General features: G+C 73.2%; 17 protein-coding genes. 4 read left to right on the top strand and 13 right to left on the bottom strand.

Translation table 11 applies throughout. The features are described from left to right. Positions 1–48: 48 nt before the first annotated feature. Positions 49–735, top strand: a complete 687-nt coding sequence (locus tag ACFPCY_RS00575; RefSeq protein WP_378251541.1) for a glycerophosphodiester phosphodiesterase — start codon at positions 49–51, stop codon at positions 733–735. A gap of 17 nt (positions 736–752) precedes the next feature. Here the strand turns inward: ACFPCY_RS00575 and ACFPCY_RS00580 are convergent, their stop codons facing one another. Beyond that, the gene (locus ACFPCY_RS00580) at positions 753–2,828 is read right to left on the bottom strand and encodes a phosphocholine-specific phospholipase C (RefSeq protein ID WP_378251542.1); all 2,076 of its coding nucleotides are present in this window, start codon (positions 2,826–2,828) and stop codon (positions 753–755) included. Positions 2,829–3,000: 172 nt separating this feature from the next. Then, positions 3,001–5,952: a DEAD/DEAH box helicase gene (locus ACFPCY_RS00585; RefSeq protein WP_378252540.1), complete on the bottom strand. Its 2,952-nt coding sequence runs from the start codon at positions 5,950–5,952 to the stop codon at positions 3,001–3,003. A gap of 442 nt (positions 5,953–6,394) precedes the next feature. On the opposite strand from ACFPCY_RS00585, the gene ACFPCY_RS00590 reads away from it, so the two are divergent. Further along, positions 6,395–7,180 carry a hypothetical protein gene (locus tag ACFPCY_RS00590; protein WP_378251543.1) on the top strand — a complete coding sequence of 262 codons (786 nt, stop codon included), beginning with the start codon at positions 6,395–6,397 and terminating at the stop codon, positions 7,178–7,180. Beyond that, a complete protein-coding gene (locus ACFPCY_RS00595; protein ID WP_378251544.1) occupies positions 7,177–9,255 on the top strand; it encodes a serine/threonine-protein kinase in 2,079 nt (692 codons plus the stop codon). Before ACFPCY_RS00590 ends, ACFPCY_RS00595 begins: the two co-directional genes overlap by 4 nt. Positions 9,256–9,460: 205 nt before the next feature. Here the strand turns inward: ACFPCY_RS00595 and ACFPCY_RS00600 are convergent, their stop codons facing one another. The 8 genes from ACFPCY_RS00600 to ACFPCY_RS00635 form a co-directional block, all read right to left on the bottom strand. Further along, on the bottom strand, positions 9,461–9,745 hold the full coding sequence (locus ACFPCY_RS00600; RefSeq protein WP_378251545.1) for a GlsB/YeaQ/YmgE family stress response membrane protein: 285 nt from the start codon (positions 9,743–9,745) through the stop codon (positions 9,461–9,463). 245 nt (positions 9,746–9,990) lie between these two features. Further along, positions 9,991–10,224: a DUF3107 domain-containing protein gene (locus tag ACFPCY_RS00605; RefSeq protein ID WP_378251546.1), complete on the bottom strand. Its 234-nt coding sequence runs from the start codon at positions 10,222–10,224 to the stop codon at positions 9,991–9,993. Positions 10,225–10,421: 197 nt separating this feature from the next. Next, the gene (locus ACFPCY_RS00610) at positions 10,422–11,045 is read right to left on the bottom strand and encodes a TetR/AcrR family transcriptional regulator (RefSeq protein ID WP_378251547.1); all 624 of its coding nucleotides are present in this window, start codon (positions 11,043–11,045) and stop codon (positions 10,422–10,424) included. Positions 11,046–11,239: 194 nt separating this feature from the next. Next, positions 11,240–11,446, bottom strand: a complete 207-nt coding sequence (locus ACFPCY_RS00615; RefSeq protein ID WP_378251548.1) for a hypothetical protein — start codon at positions 11,444–11,446, stop codon at positions 11,240–11,242. A gap of 60 nt (positions 11,447–11,506) precedes the next feature. After that, positions 11,507–13,183, bottom strand: a complete 1,677-nt coding sequence (locus ACFPCY_RS00620; protein ID WP_378251549.1) for a dihydrolipoyl dehydrogenase family protein — start codon at positions 13,181–13,183, stop codon at positions 11,507–11,509. A 156-nt stretch (positions 13,184–13,339) separates the two neighbouring features. Further along, positions 13,340–14,239 (bottom strand): non-homologous end-joining DNA ligase, encoded by a 900-nt coding sequence (gene ligD, locus ACFPCY_RS00625; protein WP_378251550.1) that lies wholly within the window; start codon positions 14,237–14,239, stop codon positions 13,340–13,342. Then, on the bottom strand, positions 14,229–15,203 hold the full coding sequence (gene ligD / locus ACFPCY_RS00630; protein WP_378251551.1) for a non-homologous end-joining DNA ligase: 975 nt from the start codon (positions 15,201–15,203) through the stop codon (positions 14,229–14,231). Before ligD (ACFPCY_RS00630) ends, ligD (ACFPCY_RS00625) begins: the two co-directional genes overlap by 11 nt. Before the next feature lie 258 nt (positions 15,204–15,461). Then, complete coding sequence (locus tag ACFPCY_RS00635) at positions 15,462–15,893, bottom strand: hypothetical protein (RefSeq protein WP_378251552.1); 432 nt, start codon at positions 15,891–15,893, stop codon at positions 15,462–15,464. Positions 15,894–16,177: 284 nt separating this feature from the next. Here ACFPCY_RS00635 and ku point away from each other — a divergent pair, with 284 nt between their 5' ends. Then, positions 16,178–17,251 carry a non-homologous end joining protein Ku gene (gene ku, locus ACFPCY_RS00640; protein WP_378251553.1) on the top strand — a complete coding sequence of 358 codons (1,074 nt, stop codon included), beginning with the start codon at positions 16,178–16,180 and terminating at the stop codon, positions 17,249–17,251. A gap of 53 nt (positions 17,252–17,304) precedes the next feature. Here the strand turns inward: ku and ACFPCY_RS00645 are convergent, their stop codons facing one another. The 3 genes from ACFPCY_RS00645 to moeZ form a co-directional block, all read right to left on the bottom strand. Beyond that, a complete protein-coding gene (locus tag ACFPCY_RS00645; RefSeq protein WP_378251554.1) occupies positions 17,305–18,075 on the bottom strand; it encodes an SGNH/GDSL hydrolase family protein in 771 nt (256 codons plus the stop codon). A 62-nt stretch (positions 18,076–18,137) separates the two neighbouring features. Continuing rightward, a complete protein-coding gene (locus tag ACFPCY_RS00650) occupies positions 18,138–18,440 on the bottom strand; it encodes a hypothetical protein (protein ID WP_378251555.1) in 303 nt (100 codons plus the stop codon). Between the two features lie 504 nt (positions 18,441–18,944). Continuing rightward, a complete protein-coding gene (gene moeZ, locus ACFPCY_RS00655) occupies positions 18,945–20,126 on the bottom strand; it encodes an adenylyltransferase/sulfurtransferase MoeZ (RefSeq protein ID WP_378251556.1) in 1,182 nt (393 codons plus the stop codon). Positions 20,127–20,165 lie beyond the last annotated feature (39 nt).

Below are 20,165 nucleotides of genomic sequence, written 5' to 3' on the forward strand. Positions count from 1 at the left end.
CCCCGGCCGCGACACCGGCGAAGACACTACGGTGGTAACGTTCGGGCCGTGGCCCCGCACCCGGCGGTCTCCGCCCACCGCCGCGACGCGGCGGGCCTGACCGGACTCCAGGACGCCGCCCGCTCGGGCGCCGAGTACGTCGAGATCGACGTGCGCCGCACCGGCGACGGCGCGCTGGTCGTCCACCACGATCCCACGGTCGGCGGGCTGCCGCTCGCGCGGCTCGCCCACGACCGCGCCGCCGAGCTCGCCGACCACCCGATCCCGCTGGTCGCCGAGGCGATGGAGATCATCGCCGGACGCGCCCGCGGCCACCTGGACCTCAAGGAACGCGGCTGCGAGACCGAGCTGGTCGAGATGGCCGAGGCCGCGTTCGGGCCGGACGGCTACGTCGTCACGACCCGCGACGTCGGGAGCATCCGCCAGATCAAGCGCGCCTTCCCGCGCGCCCGCGTCGCGCTGTCGGTCGGCCGCAGCCTCTGGGAGCGCGGCGCGCACCGCGACTTCGCGCCCGTCCGCGCCATCCGCGCCTCGGGCGCCGACCTGGTCGCGCTGAACCACCGCCTCGCGCGCGTCGGCGTCCTGGGCCAGATCGCCCGCGCGGGCTTCCCGGCGATGATCTGGACCGTCAACGGCGAGCCGCAGATGCGCCGCTTCCTCGCCGACCGCCGCGTCGAGGTCCTGATCACCGACCATCCGGCCCGAGCCCTGGAACTGCGCGCCGCGACCTCCTGACCCGCGATCGCGCCGTGTCAGCCCGTGACGCCGGGGCGGCCGTCCTCCACGCGGGCCATGAGGCGGCGGTGGAAGGTCGGGTCCTCGGCGGTCTTGATCTCCACGTCGTACCAGCCGTTCCGCGTCGGCCAGCTGATCGTGCGCGTTCCGCCCGGGGCGACGGTGATCTTCTGGGTGGCCGTGCCGTAGGCGAGGGCGCGAAGGGTGAAGGTCAGGGCGTCCGGGCCGGGGTTGGCAAGGGTGATCGCCAGGGCGCGGACGGACCTGGGCGACGAGGTGACGGCGACCTTCGCGGCCTTGCCCTTGGTCGTCCCGGCGAACTCGCGGCGGAAGCCGTTCGGCCCGGTAAGGGTGAGGCGGTAGCGGCCGTTCTGGACGGCGATGCGCTCGGTGTGGGTCTTCTCGACGTCGTAGTGGCGGGGCTTCGCGAACTCCTTCGCGTACGGGTAGAGCGCGAAGTGCGTCGAGCGCGGGCCGTCGTCGCGGAGGCTCAGGACCAGGGTGCCGCCGTCCAGGCGGGCGCTCGCCTCGGGCCGGTAGGGCAGCGGACGGGCCGGGCGCGTTCCCGGCTCGACGACCGGGTCCTTCTGGACGATCGGCGGCAGCGCGGGCCAGCGGAAGAAGAACTTCGGCGGCGTCGCAGGCCGGTCCGGACGCCGCGGACGGGACCGGCGGGTGAAGTCGAACGCCGAGGTCAGGTCGCCGGCGACCGTCCTGCGCCAGGCGCTGATGTTCGGCTCCCGGACGCCGAGCCAGCGCTCCAGGAAGCGGATCGTCGAGGTGTGGTCGAAGATCTCCGAGCAGACGCTGCCGCCCGCCGTCCACGGCGACACCACGATCATCGGGACGCGGAAGCCGACCCCGACCGGCCTGCCGTCCACCCACTCGTCCGTCGCGGACGCGGGCGGCAGCGGCGGCGGGACGTGGTCGAAGAAGCCGTCGTTCTCGTCGAACAGCAGGAACAGCGCCGTCGACTCCCAGACCTCGGGGTGCGAGGCCAGCGCGTCCAGCACGTCGTAGGTGATCCCCGCGCCCTGGATCGGGCTGCCGGAGCCCGGATGCTCGGAATCGGCGGCGGACGCCACGATGTACGAGACCTGCGGAAGTCGTCCCTTCGCGACCGTCTCCCGGAAGGACGCGCCGAGCGTCCCGCCCTCGACGCGGCGCAGGGCGCGCTCGAACAGGTCCCGGTCGGCCGGCGGGAGCGCGGCGACGGCCTTGTCCAGGTTCGCCAGCATCGTCGCGCGTTCGGCGGGCTTGGCCTTCGCGACGTCCCCGTAGAAGGCGGTCAGGCTCTTGTACTGGCTGAACGAGCCGAGCGCCGTCCGCATGACCTTCTTGAAGGTGACGAGGAACTCCAGCGGATTGTCGGTGAAGTTGTCCCACTCCTGGAAGACGCGCCAGCTCACGCCCGCCTCGGACAGGCGCTCGGCGTAGGACGTCAGGGCGTAGCCGGGATGCGTGTCCTCGCTGTAGGCGTCGTTCTCGACCGCGCGGTGGCCGTTGGGCTCGTAGCCGATCGTGCCCGTCCAGTGGAAGGTCCGGTTCGGGTTGGTGGGGCCGAACACCGAGCAGTGGTAGGCGTCGCAGATCGTGAAGGTGTCGGCCAGCTCGTACTGGAACGGCAGGTCGCGGCGGTCGTAGTGGACCATCGTGGGGAGCTGCTTCGCGGCGATCCAGCCGTCGTGCCAGCCGTCCCCGCGCGCCTTCTGGCCGCCGTCCCAGGAGTGGTCGAGGCCCGCGATGTAGTTCACGTCGGTCAGCGGACCGTGGCCCACCGCGTCCCGCGCGAGGAACGGCTTCACGCGGCGCAGCAGGCCCTTCTGCTGGAACACCGGATACCCGTCGGGCAGCTCGATCGCGTTGCGGTCGGCGTAACCGCGCACGCCCCGCAGCGTCCCGAAGTAGTGGTCGAAGGCGCGGTTCTCCTGCATGAGGAAGACCACGTGCTTGATCGCCTTCAGGCCGCCGGGCGGCAGCGGACGGGCCAGCGCGGCGTGCACGGACGGCGGCAGCAGCGACGCGGCCGCCGCGCCCCCGGCGACGGCCGCGCCGGACGCGAGGAAACGGCGGCGGGAGGGACCGGAGCTCATGGGGAGAACGGTGATCGCGTCCGGTAACGGGACGACGGCGAACCCGTATCACCCCGGCAACGAACATGAAAGTTCTTCAAGTCCCTGTCGCGGGCGGGGGCGGACGCGAAAACGCCGGTCCCGGAGATCCGGGACCGGCGTTCACAGGCGCTGTCAGACGCCCTGCGCGGCGTCAGACGCCCTGCGGCTCCTCGACCGGGGCCCCCGCCGGACGGCTCGCCCGACGCGGCTTGGCGCCGGACTCGGCCTCAGGCGCGCCCGCAGCGGCCTTACGCGTCCGCTTGGGCGCGACCTCCGCGGCGGGCTCCGCCGCGGCACTGGCCGTCGACTTGCGCGTCCGCTTCGGCTTGGCCTCAACGGCGGCCTCGCCGTCCGCGGCGACCTCGCCGGCCGCGGTCTTCCGCGCCCGCGTCCGCTTAGGCGCAGCCTCCGCTGCATCCGCGGCGTCCGTGCTGGCGGCCGAGGCCTTACGCGTGCGCGAGGGCTTCACCTCGGCAGAGACCTGAGCCTCACCGTCGGCCTCACTCGCACTCGCGGCCGCCTTGCGCGTCCGAGTCCGCTTGGGTGCCGCTTCGGTCGCGTCATCGCTGGCGCTGGCCGCGGCCTTGCGCGTCCGCTTGGGCTTGGCCTCCGCGGAGACCGGGGCCTCCGCGTTGGCGTCGCTTGCGCTGGCGGCTGCCTTGCGGGTGCGGGTGCGCTTGGGTGCTGCCTCGGTCGCCGCGGGAGCGTCGGCCGGGGTGGCTTCGGCGTCCGCGGTGCTGGCCGCGGTCTTGCGCGTCCGCTTGGGCTTGGCCTCCGTGGAGACCGGGGTCTCTGCGTTGGCGTCGCTTGCGCTGGTGGCTGCCTTGCGGGTGCGGGTGCGCTTGGGCGCTGCCTCGGTCGCCGCGGGAGCCTCGGCCGGGGTGGCCTCGGTGTCCGCCGCGCTGGACGTTGCCTTGCGGGCGCGCGTCCGCTTGGGCTCGGCCCCTCCCGTGTCGGACGAGTCCGTGGCAGGGGTGGGCTGGGCCTCAGCAGAGACCGGGGTCTCGGCGGGTGCCTCGCTCGCGCTGGCCGCGGTCTTGCGGGTGCGGGTGCGCTTGGGCGCGGTTTCAGCCGCGTCCTCGCTTGCGCTGGCCGCGGCCTTGCGCGTCCGCTTGGGCTTCGTTTCCGTGGAGACCGGAGCCTCTGCGGGAGCGTCGGCCGAGCTGGCGGCTGCCTTGCGGGTGCGGGTGCGCTTGGGTGCGGCCTCGGTCGCCGCGGGAGCCTCGGCCGGGGTGGCCTCGGCGTCCGCCGTGCTGGACGTGGCCTTGCGGGCGCGCGTCCGCTTGGGCGCGGTACTTGCCGTGTCAGGCGAGTCCGTGGCAGGGGTGGGCTGGGCCTCTGCGGAGACCGGCGTCTCGGCGGGGGCCTTGCTCACGCTTGCGGCGGGCTTGCGGGTGCGGGTGCGCTTCGCGGGTTCCGCGGGGGCCGACTTGCGGGCGGCCTCGCGTTCGGCGGCCAGGGCTTCGTCCTGGGACGTCGTGACGCGGCGGCGGCGCTTGGGCTCGTCCTCTACCAGGGCCTCGGCCGGGGCCGGGGTCTCCTGGGTGGCGGGGACGGCCGCGTGCTCCTTGCGGCCCCGCGTGCGCTTGCGGCGGCGCGGGGACTCGGTCGGCTGCTCGTCCCGCTGGACGGGCTGCTCGGCCGGACGGCTGTCCTGAACCGGCTGCTCGGCCGGGCGGCCGTCCTGGACGGGCTGCTCGACAGGCCGTCCGCTGCGAGTGCGCGTGCGGGAGCGCGAGCGGCGGTTGCGGCGCGGGCGCTCCTCCTCGCGGTCCCGGCCGTGGTCGCGGTCGCGGTCACGACCGTGGCCGTGGCCGTGATCACGGCCGTGGTCGCGGGTGCGGGTCTTGCCGGTCTCGCCGATGTCCTCCAGCTCCTCGGCCTCCAGACCGGCGCGGTCGTGCCGGCGGTCCTTCGGGAGGGTGCCCCGCGTGCCCTTGGGGATGCCCAGGGCCTCGAAGAAGTGAGGGCTGCTGGAGTAGGTCTCCTCGGGCTGGGCGAAGTCCAGGCCGAGGGTGCTGTTGATCAGCTTCCAGCGCGGGATGTCGGACCAGTCGACGAGGGTCACCGAGATGCCCTCGCGGCCCGCGCGGCCGGTGCGTCCGATGCGGTGGACGTAGGTGTCGGCGCTGTCGGGGCACTCGTAGTTGACGACGTGCGTGACGTCGTCCACGTCGAGGCCGCGGGCGGCGACGTCGGTGGCGACGAGCACGTCGATCTTCCCGGCGCGGAAGGCGCGCAGCGCGCGCTCGCGCTGGGACTGGCCGAGGTCGCCGTGCACGGCGGCGGCGTCGAAGCCGCGCTGGGACAGGTCCGCCGCGACGCGGTCGCAGGCGCGCTTGGTCTGGCAGAACACCATGGTCAGGCCGCGGCCCTCCGCCTGGAGCAGGCGGGCGACGATCTCCGGCTTGTCCATCTGGTGCGCCTGCCACACGAACTGCTGGACCTGCGGCGTCGCCTCGGACTCGGTGTGCGCCTCGGCGCGCACGTTCGTCGGACGGGTCAGGTAGCGGCGCGACAGCGAGGCGATCTCGCCCGGCATGGTGGCGGAGAACAGCATCGTCTGCCGCCGCTCCGGGACGCGGCTGATGATCCGCTCGATGTCGGGCAGGAACCCGAGGTCGAGCATGCGGTCGGCCTCGTCCAGGACGAGGACGGCGACCTCGGACAGGTCGAGGTACTTCTGCTTGGCGAGGTCGAGCAGGCGGCCGGGCGTGCCGACGACGACGTCCACCCCGGCGCGCAGCGCCTCGATCTGCGGCTCGTACGCGCGCCCGCCGTAGACGGACAGGACGCGGGTGCCGAGCTTGCCGCCGGCGACCAGCAGGTCGTCGGTGACCTGGAGGGCCAGCTCGCGGGTCGGCGCGATGACCAGGGCCTGCGGCTTGCCGCGGCCGTGCTCGATGCGCTGCAGCGCGGCGACGCCGAACGCCAGCGTCTTGCCGGTGCCCGTGCGGGCCTGGCCGATGATGTCGTGGCCGCCCAGCGCGATCGGCAGGGCGAGCTCCTGGATGGGGAACGCGTCGACGATGCCCTCGGCTTTCAGGGCATCGGCTATCTCGGGTACGACCCCGAGTTCGGCGAAGGTAGTCAGGGCTTCCAGCCTCCAATATGCGGGGTCCTCGCTCCCGTCCGCGGCGCAGCGCCGTCGGCTCCGCCGGAGCGCGTGTGACGATGCTCCGGGCCGACCTGGCACGGCTGCGGTCCCGGCAGGCCGAATGCCCGCCGGTCGCTTTCCGTGGCCGCGCGCTCGCGCGGGAGGGACCAGCCGTCGATCAATTCCTTACGGCGACCGCAGTCAGGGGTTGAAAGCAGTCACTCACAGTGGCTGCGTGCGGTCACACTCCGCGACGCAGTGTACCGGCGCCGGTGTGCCTACACCAATAGCCGATCACCTGTCCCAACGTTTCCGAGATCTGGGGTATTCCGCACGCCCTGCCATACCGGGGTTCTTCGCCCCGCGGATGGCCGGGAGTGGCCGCCACTCCGCCCGGATCCTGACATTCTGTGATCCGCCAGAATCTCGGACGAGGGGAGCGGAACGCATGCGGACGGTCGTGCGGAGCGTGGCGGCGGTCACGATGGTCGGGGCGGCGCTCGCCGGCTGCTCGTCCGGCGGCGGCAAGAGCGGTCCCGGCGTCCCGGAGAAGGGGACGATCGTGCTGCAGGACAACGGCGACCACCCGCAGCAGCTCGTGAAGTTCAAGGACGCCGAGTACGTCAAGGTCGCCGGGCTGCCCGACAAGGCCGCCGAGCAGCGCATCGCGCAGGCGTTCCACGCGCCGCTGGACTGGACGGTGCGGTGGCTCGGCGCGACCCTGGACGCCGACCGCAGGAACCAGTGCAAGGGGAAGTCCAGCATCGTGCAGACCAAGGTGCGGCTCGGCCTCGGCGGCCCGGACATCGTGTCCGCGACGAACGCGATCATCATGATCCCCTGCTACGAGAGCGAGGAGGCGCTGCCGACCGTCCCGGTCACCGTGGACGTCAAGGCGGGCAAGGCCCTCACCGCGCCGGACGTCCTCACCGACAAGACGCTGTCCGACCCGAAGGCCCTCTGGGACGCGCTGTCCGGTCCGAAGGACGACTGGAAGCAATGTGAGCTCGCCGACATCCAGCGCAAGGACTTCCTGCCCGGCAAGCAGGACGGCCCGGTCGAGACGCCGCCGTCCGCGGGCCTGTTCTTCGACAAGCAGGGGCTGAACCTGCTCTGGTCGACGATCGGCACCGACTGTTCGAGCTTCACCTTCACCGCGCCCTACGCCAAGCTCAAGGACATCGTGAAGCCGGACGTCCTGTCCCGCCTCCAGACCGCCGCCACCGCCAAATGACCCCCTCCAGCGGCCCCGACGCGTCCGGCGGACCTTCTGCGTCGGGCGGACCTTCTGCGTCGGGCGGACCTTCTGCGTCGGGCGGACCTTCTGCGTCGGGCGGACCTTCTGCGTCGGGTGGGCCTTCTGCGTCGGGTGGGCCTGCGGCGTCGGGCGGGCCTGCGGCGTCGGGCGGACCTTCTGCGTCGGGCGGACCTTCTGCGTCGGGTGGGTCTGCGGCGTCGGGCGGGACGTATGCGCCTGGCGGAGCGCGGGAGGCACGCGGGGCGCTGGGGGCTGGCGCGTCCGGTGAGCGGGGTGCGGGGGCGGCGGGGTGGCGGGTCGCGGGGTTCGAGGAGCTGCGCGAGCTGGGCGCCGGGGCGCAGGGGCGGGTCGTCCTCGCGCGGCACGAGGGCGACGGCACGCCGGTCGCGATCAAGTACCTGAACGTCCCGGTGGACGACCCGGGCGAGCGGGAGCGGCGGCTCGCGCGGCTGCGGGACGAGGCGGTCATGCTCGGCCGGGTCACCGATCCGCACGTGGTGCGGCTGTACCGGTTCGTGGCCGCGCCGGAGGGCGCGGCGCTGGTGATGGAGGCGGTGGACGGCGTGCCGCTGGCGCGCGTCCTCGCCGAGCACGGCGCGCTCGCGCCCGAGGCGGCGCTGACCGTCCTCAAGGGCTCGCTGCGCGGGCTCGCCGCCGCGCACGCCGCCGGGATCGTGCACCGGGACTACAAGCCGGGGAACGTGGTCGTCCGCCCGGACGGGCTGAGCAAGCTGGTGGACTTCGGGATCGCGGTCCCGGTCGGCGAGGCGTCGGCCGTCGGGACGCCCGCGTACATGGCGCCCGAGCAGTGGCGCGGCGGCCCCGCCTCGCCCGCGACCGACGTGTACGCCGCGACCTGCGTGTTCGTGGAGGCCGTCACGGGGCGGCGGCCCTTCGTCGCGGACGGCCGGGCCGCCCTCGCCAACCTGCACCTGACCGCGCCGCCGCCGCTGGACCGCCTGCCCGAGCCGCTGCGTCCGCTGGTCGGACGCGGCATGGCCAAGGACGCGGCGGACCGTCCGCCGTCCGCGGCGGAGTTCGCCGCCGAGCTGGAGGCCGTGGCGTCCGCCGCGTACGGGCCGGAGTGGGAGTCGCGGGGCGTCCGCGTCCTGGCGGGGCTGGCGGTCGCGCTCGCCGCGTTCTTCCCGCTCGCGGCGCTCGGCGGCGCGTCGGCCGGCGGGACGGCGGCCGGGGCCGCGGGGGCCGCCGGGACGGCCGGTGCGGCCGGGCTCACCGGCGGGGGCGGCCTGCTCGCCGCCACCGGCGCCAAGGTGGCGGCGGCCGTCGTGACGACCGCCCTGGTCGCGGGTGGCGCGGGCACGTACGTGGCGACGCAGAACACCGGGCATCCGGCCGCGCGCCCGTCGCCGAAGGCCCTCAAGATCACGCTGGCGAGCGAGACGACGACCTTCCACGGGCCGGAGACCGTCGTCACGGTCGGGTATCCGCGCGTGACGGGCCTCGCGTCGGCCGGCCTGGAGAACCGCGTCAACAGGATCCTGCGCGAGCCGGCCGCCGAGTGGGCGAAGTCCGTCCATGACGATTACGCGGGCTTCGTCCCGACGGCGCCGTCCGGGGAGGTGTTCCGGCCGTCGTCCACGATCGATTTCGGACTGCGGGGGCCGCGGTACCTGTCCGTCCGATACCGGCCGGTGAAGGCCTGGCGGAACACGTCCGTGAACGCGGTCGTCACCGTGGACCTGGCGACCGGGACGAAGGTGGCGACCCGCGACCTGCTGCTCCCGGCCGTGGACACCGGGTCGGGCGCGCAGAAGCTCACCGCTCTGCTCGAACGCCACTCCCCGAACGGGGTGCTCTGCCCGGGCGTCCCGCACCCGACCGGCCCTGACAGCTACCTGACGACCGAAGAGATCGACAAGGGGTATGTGAGGCCGCTCCTCACGAGCACGGGCGTGGAGTTCCACGTCCCGAAGGCCCTGCTCGGCTACGACATGGCCTGCAACCGGGACGACTCGCCCATCAAGATCGCCTACGGCGAGCTGCGGGGGACGCTCCGCCCGAACGTCCTCAAGGCGGTCACCGGAAGCTGATCGCGCACGGTGTTCCGTCCGGCCGTTCGTGCCGGTCGTCATCGGGAGTTGATCGCGGGGCGCCGCGCGCGGAGGTTCCGCAGATCGTCATGGGAAGGCGGGCGTCCGGGGGTGGACGCGCCGGAGCCCCCGTGTGCGGGCACGGGGGCTCCGAACGAGCGGGGTAGGGCGGGTCGCCGGCGCGGCCGGCCCGCCCCTCGCGGGGTCAGAAGTAGGAGCGGCGGCGCCGGCCGAAGCGGCCCGAGCCCCAGCGGCCGGTGCCGTGCGAGGTCAGCGCGACCACTCCGACGGCTGCGATGATCACCGCGAAGACGAAGGCGACGAACGAGCCCGCGCCGAGCGCGCTCGCGATCACGCCGCCGAGGATCGCGCCGATGACGCCGACGCCGATGGTCAGCAGGATCCCGATCGGGTTGCGGCCGGGGACCAGCAGGCGCGCCAGCGCGCCGATAACCGCCCCCACGATGATGAACCAGAGGACCGTGAGCATAACTTTCGATCACCGTTTTCTTCTCGGGACGCCCCGCCGGGGTGCGGGGAGGCCTGTCGGTGGTCGGTATGCCCTCTGAGCCCGATTCAAACTTGCGCCGTGTCCGGGCCAACCTTCCTTGGCGTCCCGCGAGGCTTCCCCGGCGTCCCGCAAGCCTTGCTCAGCGTCCCGCAAGCCTGCTCGGTGTCCCGCAAGCCTGCTCGGCGTGCCGCTCGTCCGTCCCCAGGCGGATGGGCGGTGGCCGGTCAGGTGTAGGTGGTGCCGAAACCGACCGAGCGGCCCTCGTCCTCGGCGATCTCCAGGTAGCCGACGTGCGCGGCGGGGATCACCACGCGTCCGGCCTTGCTGTCCTCCAGCACGAACACGCCGCCGTCCGAGGCGAGCGCGTCGCTGAGAAGGCGCTCGACCTCGTCCGCCGTCAGCGCCGTCTCGACCACCAGCTCCTTGGGGACGAACTGCACCCCGATGCGTACCTGCACGCGACGCTCCTTTGTCCGAGGCTTCTCCGTCGCTTCTCCGTCCGAGTGTGCCCGGTCGGGGCGGCCAACGGAACGAGCCCGGCCCGCAACGCGCGGACGGCCCGCACGAGCGGCGGCCGGAAGCGGCGGACGTTCAGGACGGACCGCGCGGGAAGCTGCAAACGTTCAGGACGGACCGCGCGGGAAGCCGCGGACGGTCAGGAGGAGCTGCGCGGGAAGCCGGAGATGCCGCGCCAGGCGAGCCGGGCGATCATCTTCTCGGCGGTCTCCTTGGGGATCTTGCCGTGCTGGCCGAGCCAGTAGCGGGCGCTGACCTCGGCCATGCCGACCAGGCCCATGCCGAGCAGGTGCGCCTCGTCGCTGTCGGCGCCGGTGTCCTCGGCGATGACCTGGGCGACCATCTCGGCGCACTGGGTGTTGGCGCGCTCGACCCGGGCCCGGACGGGGGCCACGTTGCGCAGGTCGGACTCGAAGACCAGCCGGTAGGCCTCGCCGTCCCCGGCCACGAAGTCGTAGAACGCCTGCATGGCGGCCTGGACGCGCAGCTTGTTGTCGCTGGTGGACGCCAGGGCCTCCCGGACGGTCCGCACTAGCGCCTCGGCGTGCTCGTCGAGCAGCGCGAGGTACAGCTCCAGCTTGCCCGGGAAGTGCTGGTACAGGACGGGCTTGCTGACGCCCGCCCGCTCGGCGATCTCGTCCATCGCCGCGGCGTGGTAGCCCTGGGCGACGAACACCTCCTGCGCAGCGCCCAGCAGTTGCCTGCGCCGGGCCAGTCGCGGCAGGCGAGTGCCACGGGGGCGGGCGTCCGGGGTCGCGGTCACCACACTCTCCGATCACCGATCAGTGCGGCGGTCCGGGGTCGTCCGCCGCGGGAGTCCATCCCACCATCCTACGCGCCGGTAACCTCGGAGGTCACCTACGCGCCCCGTTCGGGGTGCCCGCGTGTCCCGGCGACCACTCCCACCTCACCTTAGGGCAGTACCGCCGCGCCCCGGTCCCACCGGGGCGCGGCGGCTCACCGGTAGTCGTCCTCGTCGAGGGCGACGGCGCGCTCCTGGTCGGCGAAGTCGGCCTCGTCCACGTCCAGCGGCGGCGGGCCGGACACCTCGTCGTCGTCGCCGGGCAGGACGTCCGCGCGCTGCTCGGCGGCGTCCGCCTCGGGCGCCTCGTAGGACGGCGTGGGCTGGTCGGTCCCGGGCTCGAGGCCCTCGGTCTCGCTCATCGTGCGTCCTTCCCCCTCGGCGCTCGCGGAGTGCCCCCGGGACGGCCCGGGGCCCGGGCGTCAGAGCCGTCCGGCCAGCTCGCGCAGCGGCGCCTCCACCGCCTCCCCGAACGTGGGGAAGGCGTGGACGACGTCGGTGAGCAGGCTGAGCGGCGTCTCCGCCCGGATCGCCAGCGCGATCTCACTCATCCACTCCTCAGCGTAAGGCCCGACCGCCGCGGCTCCGACGAGCAGCCCGCGATCGGCGTCCGCGTACAGCTCGACGCGGCCCCGGTCGTCGGCGTCCACGGCCGCGCGCGCCGTCCCGGACAGATCGAACCCCGCGCTGATCAGCCGCAGGCCCGCCTGCTCGGCGAGGACGGGACTGACCCCCACCGCGTACACCGTCGGGGCCGTGTAGACCACGCGCGGGATCGCCCGGTAGTCCGCCTCGCGATGCTTGCCGAGGACGTTCGCGACGACCACCCGCGCCTGGTAGCGCGCCGCGTGCGTGGTCCGAGCGACGCCGGTCACGTCCCCCGCCGCCCACACGCCCCCGCCGCCCGGATGCCCCATCACGTTCTCCACGCCGTCCGGGTGCCGCATGCCGCCGTCCGCGACGTCCGGGTGTCCCATGCCGCCGTCCGCGGGCTCGGACGGCTCGACCGCGCCGTCCATGGCCTCCGCGTGCTGCGTTCCGGCGCCCACGGCGTCCGGCTGCCGCGTCGCCGTCGCCGTGCCGTTCGGGTGGCCGGTGCCCGCGTCCACGGCGTGGGTTCCCGCGGACGTGCCGTTCGGGTGGACCGTCTCTGGGGCCATGCCGTTCGGGAGGCGCATCTCTGTTTCGGCGGGTTCGCCGGGGCGGGGCACGTTGAGCACGCGGGTCTCGGTGGTGAAGCTCGATGAGCCGAGGGGGTGGACGTGGCAGGTCGCGTCCACCGGCAGCGGACGGCCCGGCTGGACGGCCAGCCCGAGCGTCTCCAGGCCGAGGCCCTCGACGCGCGGACGCCGTCCGGCGGCGACGAGGACGCGGTCGGCTTCCAGGACGCCGCCGTCCGACAGCCACAGCCGCAGCCCGCCCGGGCCGCGCTCGACCCGCGCGGGTTCGGCGCCGAGCCGCAGGTCGACGCCCATCCGGCGGAGCGCGTCGGCGAGGATCTCCCCGGCGAACGGCGCCTCGGCGGTCAGCAGCCGCCCGGACGCCTCGACCACCGTGACGGCCGACCCGAACGCGGCGTACACCTGGGCCATCTCGCAGCCGACCGGCCCGCCGCCGAGGACGACCAGGCGGCGCGGCAGGTCGGGGACGGTCAGCGCCTCGTCGCTCGTCCACACCGGGACGTCGGCGAGCCCCTCGACGGCGGGCACGGCGGGCTCGCTGCCGGTGCTGACCACCAGGTCGGTGAACCGGTACCGGGCGCCGTCCACGTCCAGGACGCCGGGACCGGTGATCCGGCCCCAGCCGCGCAGCACGGTCACCCCGGCCTCGGCCAGCCGGGCGACCGCGCGGCCGTCGTCGAGGTTCCCGGTCACCTCGTCGCGGCGCGCGACGGCCAGCTCCCAGGTCTCGCCGCGCCGCGCGGACAGCAGCAGCGACTTGGACGGCACGCACGCGAAATACGGGGATTCGCCGCCGACCAGGCGGTTCTCCACGAGCGCGACGTCGCGTCCGGCGTGAGCCAGCTCGGCCGCGGCGAGCTCGCCCGCGGTCCCCCCGCCCAGCACGACGACGTCGAAGTGGTTCTGCGACAACGACAACTCTGCCTCCGGCACCCCTCGTCATGTCCCCGCACCTCATGGTGACCGACGGCGGCGGCGGAGCGTGCCGGATCGAACACATACGGCGGCCGGAATTCCGGTCCGGGCCAGGCCTGCGAGCCCGAAACCCGGTGCTCGGGGGAGGGAAGTGTGGCGTCAGGGCAGGGGGCGGTGCTCGGTGAGGAGCGGTTCGAGCAGGTCGCCGTCCCGCTCGACGCGGGCGAGCACCTCGGCGGGACCGAACGCGAGGTCGGCCGCGCTCTTGGCCGCCTCCAGCTCGTCCCAGGTGACGGGCGTCGAAACCTCGGGACGCTCGGTCGCGCGCAGCGAGTACGGCGCGACCGTCGTCTTGGCCGGGTTGTTCTGGCTCCAGTCCACGAAGATCTTGCCCTTGCGCAGGTCGCGCTGCATCTTCGCGACGACGAGGTCGGGGTGGTCGGCGGCGAGGCGCTGCGCGGCCCGCTTCGCGTACTCCGACGTCCGGTCGGTCTCCTCGACCGGCACGTACAGGTGGAGGCCCTTCTTCCCGCTGGTCTTCGGGTAGGACGTGAGGCCGTCGGCGTCCAGGAGGTCGCGCAGCAGGACGGCCACCTTCCGCGCGTCCAGGATGTTCGCGGGCGCGCCCGGGTCGAGGTCGAACACCATGAGGTCCGGCGCGTGCAGGCGTCCGCGCGGGCCGACCCGCCACTGCGGAACGTGCAGCTCCAGCGCGGCGAGGTTCGCGCACCACACCAGCGTCGCCAGGTCGTCGATCACGACGTAGTCGAGCTTGTCGCGGCCGCGCGAGCTGCCCGGCGTCGGGATCGTCGCCGTCCGCACCCAGCCGGGGGTGTGCGCGGGGGCGTTCTTCTCGAAGAACGTGCCGCCGTCCACGCCGTCGGGGTAGCGCTTGCGGGTCGCCGGACGGTCCCGCAGGTGCGGCAGCAGCACCGGCGCGATCTTGGCGTAGTAGTCGATGACCTCGCCCTTGGTGAAGTCGGAGTACAGCTCCTTGTGCAGGTTGGAGAGGGCGAGGTCGCGGCCGTCGACCCGGACGGTCTGCTTCTCAGGGCTCACGTGTCACCTCGTGCGGCTCCTTGTCGTCGCGCAGCCCCCGCCAGGACGGGAACCGCAGCCGGTCGTCCTTGGTCCGGACGGCGTAGGCGACGTCCCCGACGAGCAGCGGTTCAACCCACTGGGCGTCCCTCGCCGCCTCGCGCGGCACCTCCTCGTCGTACGGGCTGGACGAGCGGCGCAGCGGCCACAGCGTCTCGTACAGCTCGTCCAGGTCCCGGTCGCTGAAGCCGGTGCCGACGTGCCCGACGAAGCACAGCCGGCCCTTCGCGTCGTACTCGCCGAGCAGCAGCGACCCGACGCCGCCCTCGCGCCGTCCGCGGCCCGGCTTCCACCCGCAGATCACGACCTCCTGGGTGCGGAAGTTCTTGATCTTGCGCCAGAACTCCACCCGGCGGCCGGGCCGGTAGGGCGAGTCGAGCCGCTTGGCCATCAGGCCCTCCAGCCCCTGCTCGCGGGTGAAGTCCATCAGCTCGGCGACCTGGGCGCTGTCGGAGCCGTCCAGGTAGGGCGGCACCTCGACCGGGCCGGTCGCGGCCAGCTCCAGCTCGGCCAGCAGCGCCCGGCGCTCGGCGTAGGGGACGTCGAACAGCGTCCGGCCGTCCAGGAACAGCAGGTCGAACGCGACGTACCGGACGGGCACCTCGCGGATCAGCCGCGGTCCGGGGCGGGCCACGTGCATCCGCCGCTGGAGCCGGCCGAAGCTCGGCCGGCCGTCCTCGAACGCGACGACCTCCCCGTCCAGGACGACGTCGTGGCTGGGGAGCAGGTCGGCCAGCCCGGACAGCTCGGGGTAGTGGGAGAGGACGTCCGCGCCGCGCCGGGACACCGCCCGGACCCCGTCGGCGGACACGCCGGTCAGCACGCGCACACCGTCCCACTTGAGCTCCAGGCTCCAGCGCGCGGTGTCCTCGGGTAGCTCGCCGGTGACGGCCGTCATCGGCTCCACGGGCCACGGCATGGTCATAACGCCGTTCCTACCCCCGCCCCGCCCACGGAAAAAGATCTCCCGCCCGTGTCGCCCGATTTCGCCCCCTCACACACGCGCGGCCGTGGTACGCGTGTGTGAGCCGAGGTTCGCGTGTGCGGTTGAGGCACACGCGTGTGAGCCGAGCCATCCGTGTGCGGGTGGAGGCACGCGTGTGGGAGTCGGCTCGTGCATGCGGGGTCGAGCCGTCAGTATCCGCGGCGTCGGTGTGGGGAAAGGTTCATTCGCGCGAAGCGCTTAATGGCCTTTGCTGGACGCCGCCTTTCCGATCACCGTGATTCCGAGGGCGGTGCCGGCGGCCGCCGCCGCGCCGATGCGCTTCATCCGGCTGCGGCGGGCCTCTTTCCGGAGCTCTTCGGCCGCCTGTTCGTGCTCGCTCGCGGTGGCCTCCAGCGCGGTCGCCCTTTCGTCCGCCTGGATGGCGTCCCAGCCCTTCTTGACCTCCTTGACGATCGGCCCGAAGACCAGCCCGGCGTGCCCGGTGGCCGCGCCGATCGCGATACTGCCGAGGCTGCCCAGGCCGACCGTGTCCTTGTCGACGGCGAGCCGGTCCGCGACGCCCCTGGCCTTCACCGCCTGGATGCGGACCTCGGACGCCCGCCGGTCCGCGGCCGCGACGCGGTCCTTCAGGGACGGGCCCCTCTGAAGCTTTCGCGTCTGGTTCTTCAAGAGCTCGCGAGCCTGCACGGAAATCGCCCCCAGGAACTGTGTGCGGCGTCCATTGATCCAATGGGAGCGAATCTCTGCGATCCTTGGATGGCTTAATCGTACAGTTGGCGAACAATGATCGGTAGCTCGCGCGTTCCCATTTCCGGCGGACGCAATTCCCGATCGTTCGTGAGTGCGCGCCGGACGGTCATGCGAGGCGCCGGTCGGGGGAGCCGGACATCCTTGCCGCGCACCTGGCGGCACGGGGACGGCTTGTGGCCAGCTCAAGGGGGTAAGCAGTCGGTATGCGCAGCATCTGGAAGGGCGCGATCTCGTTCGGCCTGGTCACGATCCCGGTCAAGCTGTACTCGGCGACCGAGCAGCGGGACGTGTCCTTCCACCAGGTCCACCGCGAGGACGGCGGCCGCATCCGGTACAAGCGGACCTGCACGATCGACGGCGAGGAGGTCGCCTACGCCGACATCGCCAAGGGGTACGAGCTGCCGTCCGGCGAGATGGTCGTGCTGACCGACGAGGACTTCGCGGACCTGCCGCTCACCACCAGCCGCCGGGTGGACGTCCTGGAGTTCGTGGACGCCGAGGAGGTCGACGCGATCTACTTCAACAAGTCCTACTACCTCGAACCCGAGTCGCAGGGCGTCAAGCCGTACGTCCTGCTGCGGGACGCGCTGGAGGAGTCCGGCAAGGTCGCGGTCGTGAAGGTCGCGCTGCGGCAGCGCGAGTCGCTGGCGACGCTGCGCGTGCGGGACGGCGTGTTCGTCCTGGAGACGATGCTCTGGCCGGACGAGATCCGCGAGCCCGACTTCCCCTTCCTGGACGAGGACGTCGAGGTCCGCCGCCAGGAGCTGGCGATGGCGACCTCGCTCATCGACAGCATGTCCGGCGACTTCGACCCGTCCCAGTACAAGGACGCCTACCGCGAGGCGCTGGAAGCCGTCATCGAGGCCAAGATCGAGGGGCGCGAGGTCGTCCGGCCCGCCGAGGAGGAGGGCGAGGCCCCGGCCGCCGACCTGCTCAGCGCCCTGCGCGCGAGCGTCGAGGCCGCGAAGAAGAGCCGCGGCGAGGAGGCGGCGTCCGGGAAGCGCGCCCCGGCGAGGAAGGGCGCGTCCCCGGCCGCGAAATCCGCAGGTTCGAAGAAGTCGGCGAGCACGAAGAAGGCCGCCGGGTCGAAGACGGCGGCGGGGTCGAGGAAGCGCGCCGCGTCCGGCGGGACGTCCGGCGAGGGCGGCACCACCTCGCGCGGCGGGACGGCCCGCAAGTCCGCGACGACCCGCAAGACGGCCGCCAAGAAGACCGCGTCCTCGCGCACGGCCAAGAAGTCCGACTCCTCGAAGTCCCGCACCCGCCGCTCCGCGTGACCCCCGAGCCGCCCGCCCCGCAGCGCGCTGCCCGCGCCGGGACGGCGTGCGGGTCAGCCGGGGAGGTCGAGGGGTTGGAGGGTGGGGCGCTTGGCGGTGACCTCGTCGCCGGACGAGTGGCCGCGCAGGCGGCGGCCGATCCAGGGCAGCAGGTGGCCGCGCGCCCATCGGAGGTCGAACAGGAGCTGCGCGCCGCGGCTCAGCGGGGGCAGCGGGGCGAGCGCCGGTTCGCGCCAGTCGCCCGCGTCCGGGACGCCGAGCGTCTCCAGGACGGCCAGCGCCACGCGGCGGTGGCCCTCGCTGGACATGTGCAGGCGGTCGATGGCCCACATGCGCCAGTCGCGCAGGATGTCCATGTTCCACTGGTCCACGACGTGCGCGCCGTGCCGGGCGGCGATCTCGCGGAGCCGCTCGTTGTAGCGGGCGACGCGGTCGCGGGTCAGCCGGATGACGGCCGAGTCGGCCGGGTCGACGCCGGTGAACAGCACGACGTCCGCGCCGGACGCGCGCAGGCGCGCGACGGCGGCGTCCATGGAGACGGCGAGCTCGTCCACGTCCGTGCCGGGGCGCAGCAGGTCGTTGCCGCCGCCCGACACGGTCACCAGGTCGGGGCCGAGCTCCAGCGCGGCCGGGACCTGCGTCTCGATGATCTGCCCGAGCAGCTTGCCGCGCACCGCGAGGTTGGCGTAGGTGAGGCCGTCCTCGCGCTCGGCGAGCGCCTCGGCCACCCGGTCGGCCCAGCCGCGCGGACGGCCGTCCGGGTACTCGTCTCCGATGCCCTCGCTGAAGGAGTCGCCGATCGCGACGTAACGCTTCCAAGCCATGAGCACATGCTATTTGGCCTGCTCAACCGCCTCGTCCACACCCCACCGGAGGAGGGGCGGGATCAGCCGTCGCCGCGGACGGCGAGGACGCGGGCCAGCGTGGACACGGCGCGGTCGGTCTCGGAGCAGGGCGCGATGCGCTCGCCCCAGCCGAAGTAGTAGCACCAGTCGCCGCCGGAGCGGTCCGGGGCGGCGATCACGCTCTCGTTCAGCCCGGGCAGCTCCCGGTTGCTGACCAGCGCGGTCGGCCAGCGGTCGCCGTGCGCCGAGACCTCGACGAGCCAGCCGCGCGAGCGCAGGTCGTCGGTGAGGCGCTCCAGGTGGCCGAGCGCCCGGTCGGCGTCGCTCATCACCTGCGTGGACATCGTTCCTCCAAAGTGCGGTGCGGGACGCGCCCGGCGGCCCCGCCCGGACGGCGGGGCCGTCCGCCGGCGCCCCGCCGTTCGGGCAGGGGCAGGCCGCGCGGGGCGCGAGGGTCGTGGACGCCGGTCACGGCGCGGTGGGTGTGCGACCGGCCGGCACGCGGGTCGCGCTGTTCGCGGCCGCCGCTCGTGCGGGCGGCGGACCGGAAACGCGTTCAGTCTGGCGAGCGGTGACTCACATCACAAGCACTTTGGGCGGGGCGGCCGGAGGGGGCCGTCCCTGCCCTCCCGCCGGGCCTCCGCGACCCCGCAGGTCACGCCGGGGTCATGGGCATTGCGGACGATGCGGTCCCGTCAAAACTGACCATTCGTGCCATGGTCATCAACGACCGGGGCCGGCGCGGAACGGCGAGAGGCCCCCGGAACGGAAATCCGGGGGCCTCTCGGGTGACCGGAAGCGGTCAGCGCCTCAGCGTCGGAGCGCCTCAGTGGCGGAGCGCGTCAGCGTCAGTAGGACGGCAGGCTCGGGTCGATCTGGTTGACCCAGGCCACGATGCCGCCGCCGACGTGGACGGCGTCGCCGAAGCCCGCGTTCTTCACGACGGCGAGCGCCTCGGCCGAGCGGACGCCCGACTTGCAGTGCAGGACGATCTTCTTGTCCTGCGGCAGCCGCTCCAGCGCGGAGCCGTTCAGGAACTCGCCCTTCGGGATCAGCGTCGCGCCGGGGATCGAGACGATCTCGTACTCGTTCGGCTCGCGGACGTCCACCAGGAAGATGTCCTCGCCGCGCTCCTGCATGGCCTTGAGGTCGTGGACGGAGATGGTGGAGTCCTTGGCGGCCTGGGTGGCCTCCTCCGAGACCGCGCCGCAGAACGCCTCGTAGTCCTCCATCAGCTCGGTGATGGTGGGGTTCTTGCCGCAGAGCGGGCAGTCGGGGTCCTTGCGGACCTTGACCGTCCGGTACGACATCTCCAGGGCGTCGTAGATCATCAGCCGGCCGACGAGCGGCTCGCCGATGCCGGTCAGCAGCTTGATCGCCTCGTTGACCTGGATGGAGCCGATCGACGCGCACAGCACGCCGAGGACGCCGCCCTCGGCGCAGGACGGCACCATGCCGGGCGGCGGCGGCTCGGGGTAGAGGCAGCGGTAGCAGGGGCCGTACTCGGCCCAGAACACCGACGCCTGCCCGTCGAACCGGTAGATCGAGCCCCAGACGTACGGCTTGCCGAGCAGCACCGCCGCGTCGTTCACCATGTAGCGGGTGGCGAAGTTGTCGGTGCCGTCCACGATCAGGTCGTACTGACCGAAGATGTCCAGGATGTTGTCGCGGTCGAGCGCGGTGTTGTGCACCACCACGTCGATCAGCGGGTTGATCTCGCGGACGGTCGCGGCGGCCGACTCGGCCTTCGGCAGGCCGAGCGTGGACTGCCGGTGGATGACCTGCCGCTGCAGGTTGGACTCGTCCACGACGTCGAAGTCGATGATGCCGAGGGTGCCGACCCCGGCCGCGGCCAGGTACATCAGCGCGGGCGAGCCGAGGCCGCCCGCGCCGACGCACAGGACCCTGGCGTTCTTGAGGCGCTTCTGCCCGGCCATCCCGACGTCCGGGATGATGAGGTGCCGCGAGTACCGGTTGACCTCGTCACGGGTGAGCTCCGGTGCTGGCTCGACCAGCGGTGGCAACGACACGGTGGGTGCTCCTGTGCTGACGCGTTGCGGTTACGGGGG

Origin of the sequence: Actinomadura gamaensis, assembly GCF_042652125.1 — a bacterium.
Taxonomy (GTDB): Bacteria; Actinomycetota; Actinomycetes; order Streptosporangiales; family Streptosporangiaceae; genus Spirillospora; species Spirillospora gamaensis.

Bases quoted from the DNA above. Each gene is read 5' to 3' on its own strand.
- ACFPCY_RS00580 (WP_378251542.1), bottom strand. From the start codon at position 2,828: ATGAGCTCCGGTCCCTCCCGCCGCCGTTTCCTCGCGTCCGGCGCGGCC.
- ACFPCY_RS00590 (WP_378251543.1), top strand. From the start codon at position 6,395: ATGCGGACGGTCGTGCGGAGCGTGGCGGCGGTCACGATGGTCGGGGCG.
- ACFPCY_RS00595 (WP_378251544.1), top strand. From the start codon at position 7,177: ATGACCCCCTCCAGCGGCCCCGACGCGTCCGGCGGACCTTCTGCGTCG.
- ACFPCY_RS00600 (WP_378251545.1), bottom strand. From the start codon at position 9,745: ATGCTCACGGTCCTCTGGTTCATCATCGTGGGGGCGGTTATCGGCGCG.
- ACFPCY_RS00615 (WP_378251548.1), bottom strand. From the start codon at position 11,446: ATGAGCGAGACCGAGGGCCTCGAGCCCGGGACCGACCAGCCCACGCCG.
- ligD (WP_378251551.1), bottom strand. From the start codon at position 15,203: ATGACCATGCCGTGGCCCGTGGAGCCGATGACGGCCGTCACCGGCGAG.
- ku (WP_378251553.1), top strand. From the start codon at position 16,178: ATGCGCAGCATCTGGAAGGGCGCGATCTCGTTCGGCCTGGTCACGATC.
- ACFPCY_RS00645 (WP_378251554.1), bottom strand. From the start codon at position 18,075: ATGGCTTGGAAGCGTTACGTCGCGATCGGCGACTCCTTCAGCGAGGGC.
- ACFPCY_RS00650 (WP_378251555.1), bottom strand. From the start codon at position 18,440: ATGTCCACGCAGGTGATGAGCGACGCCGACCGGGCGCTCGGCCACCTG.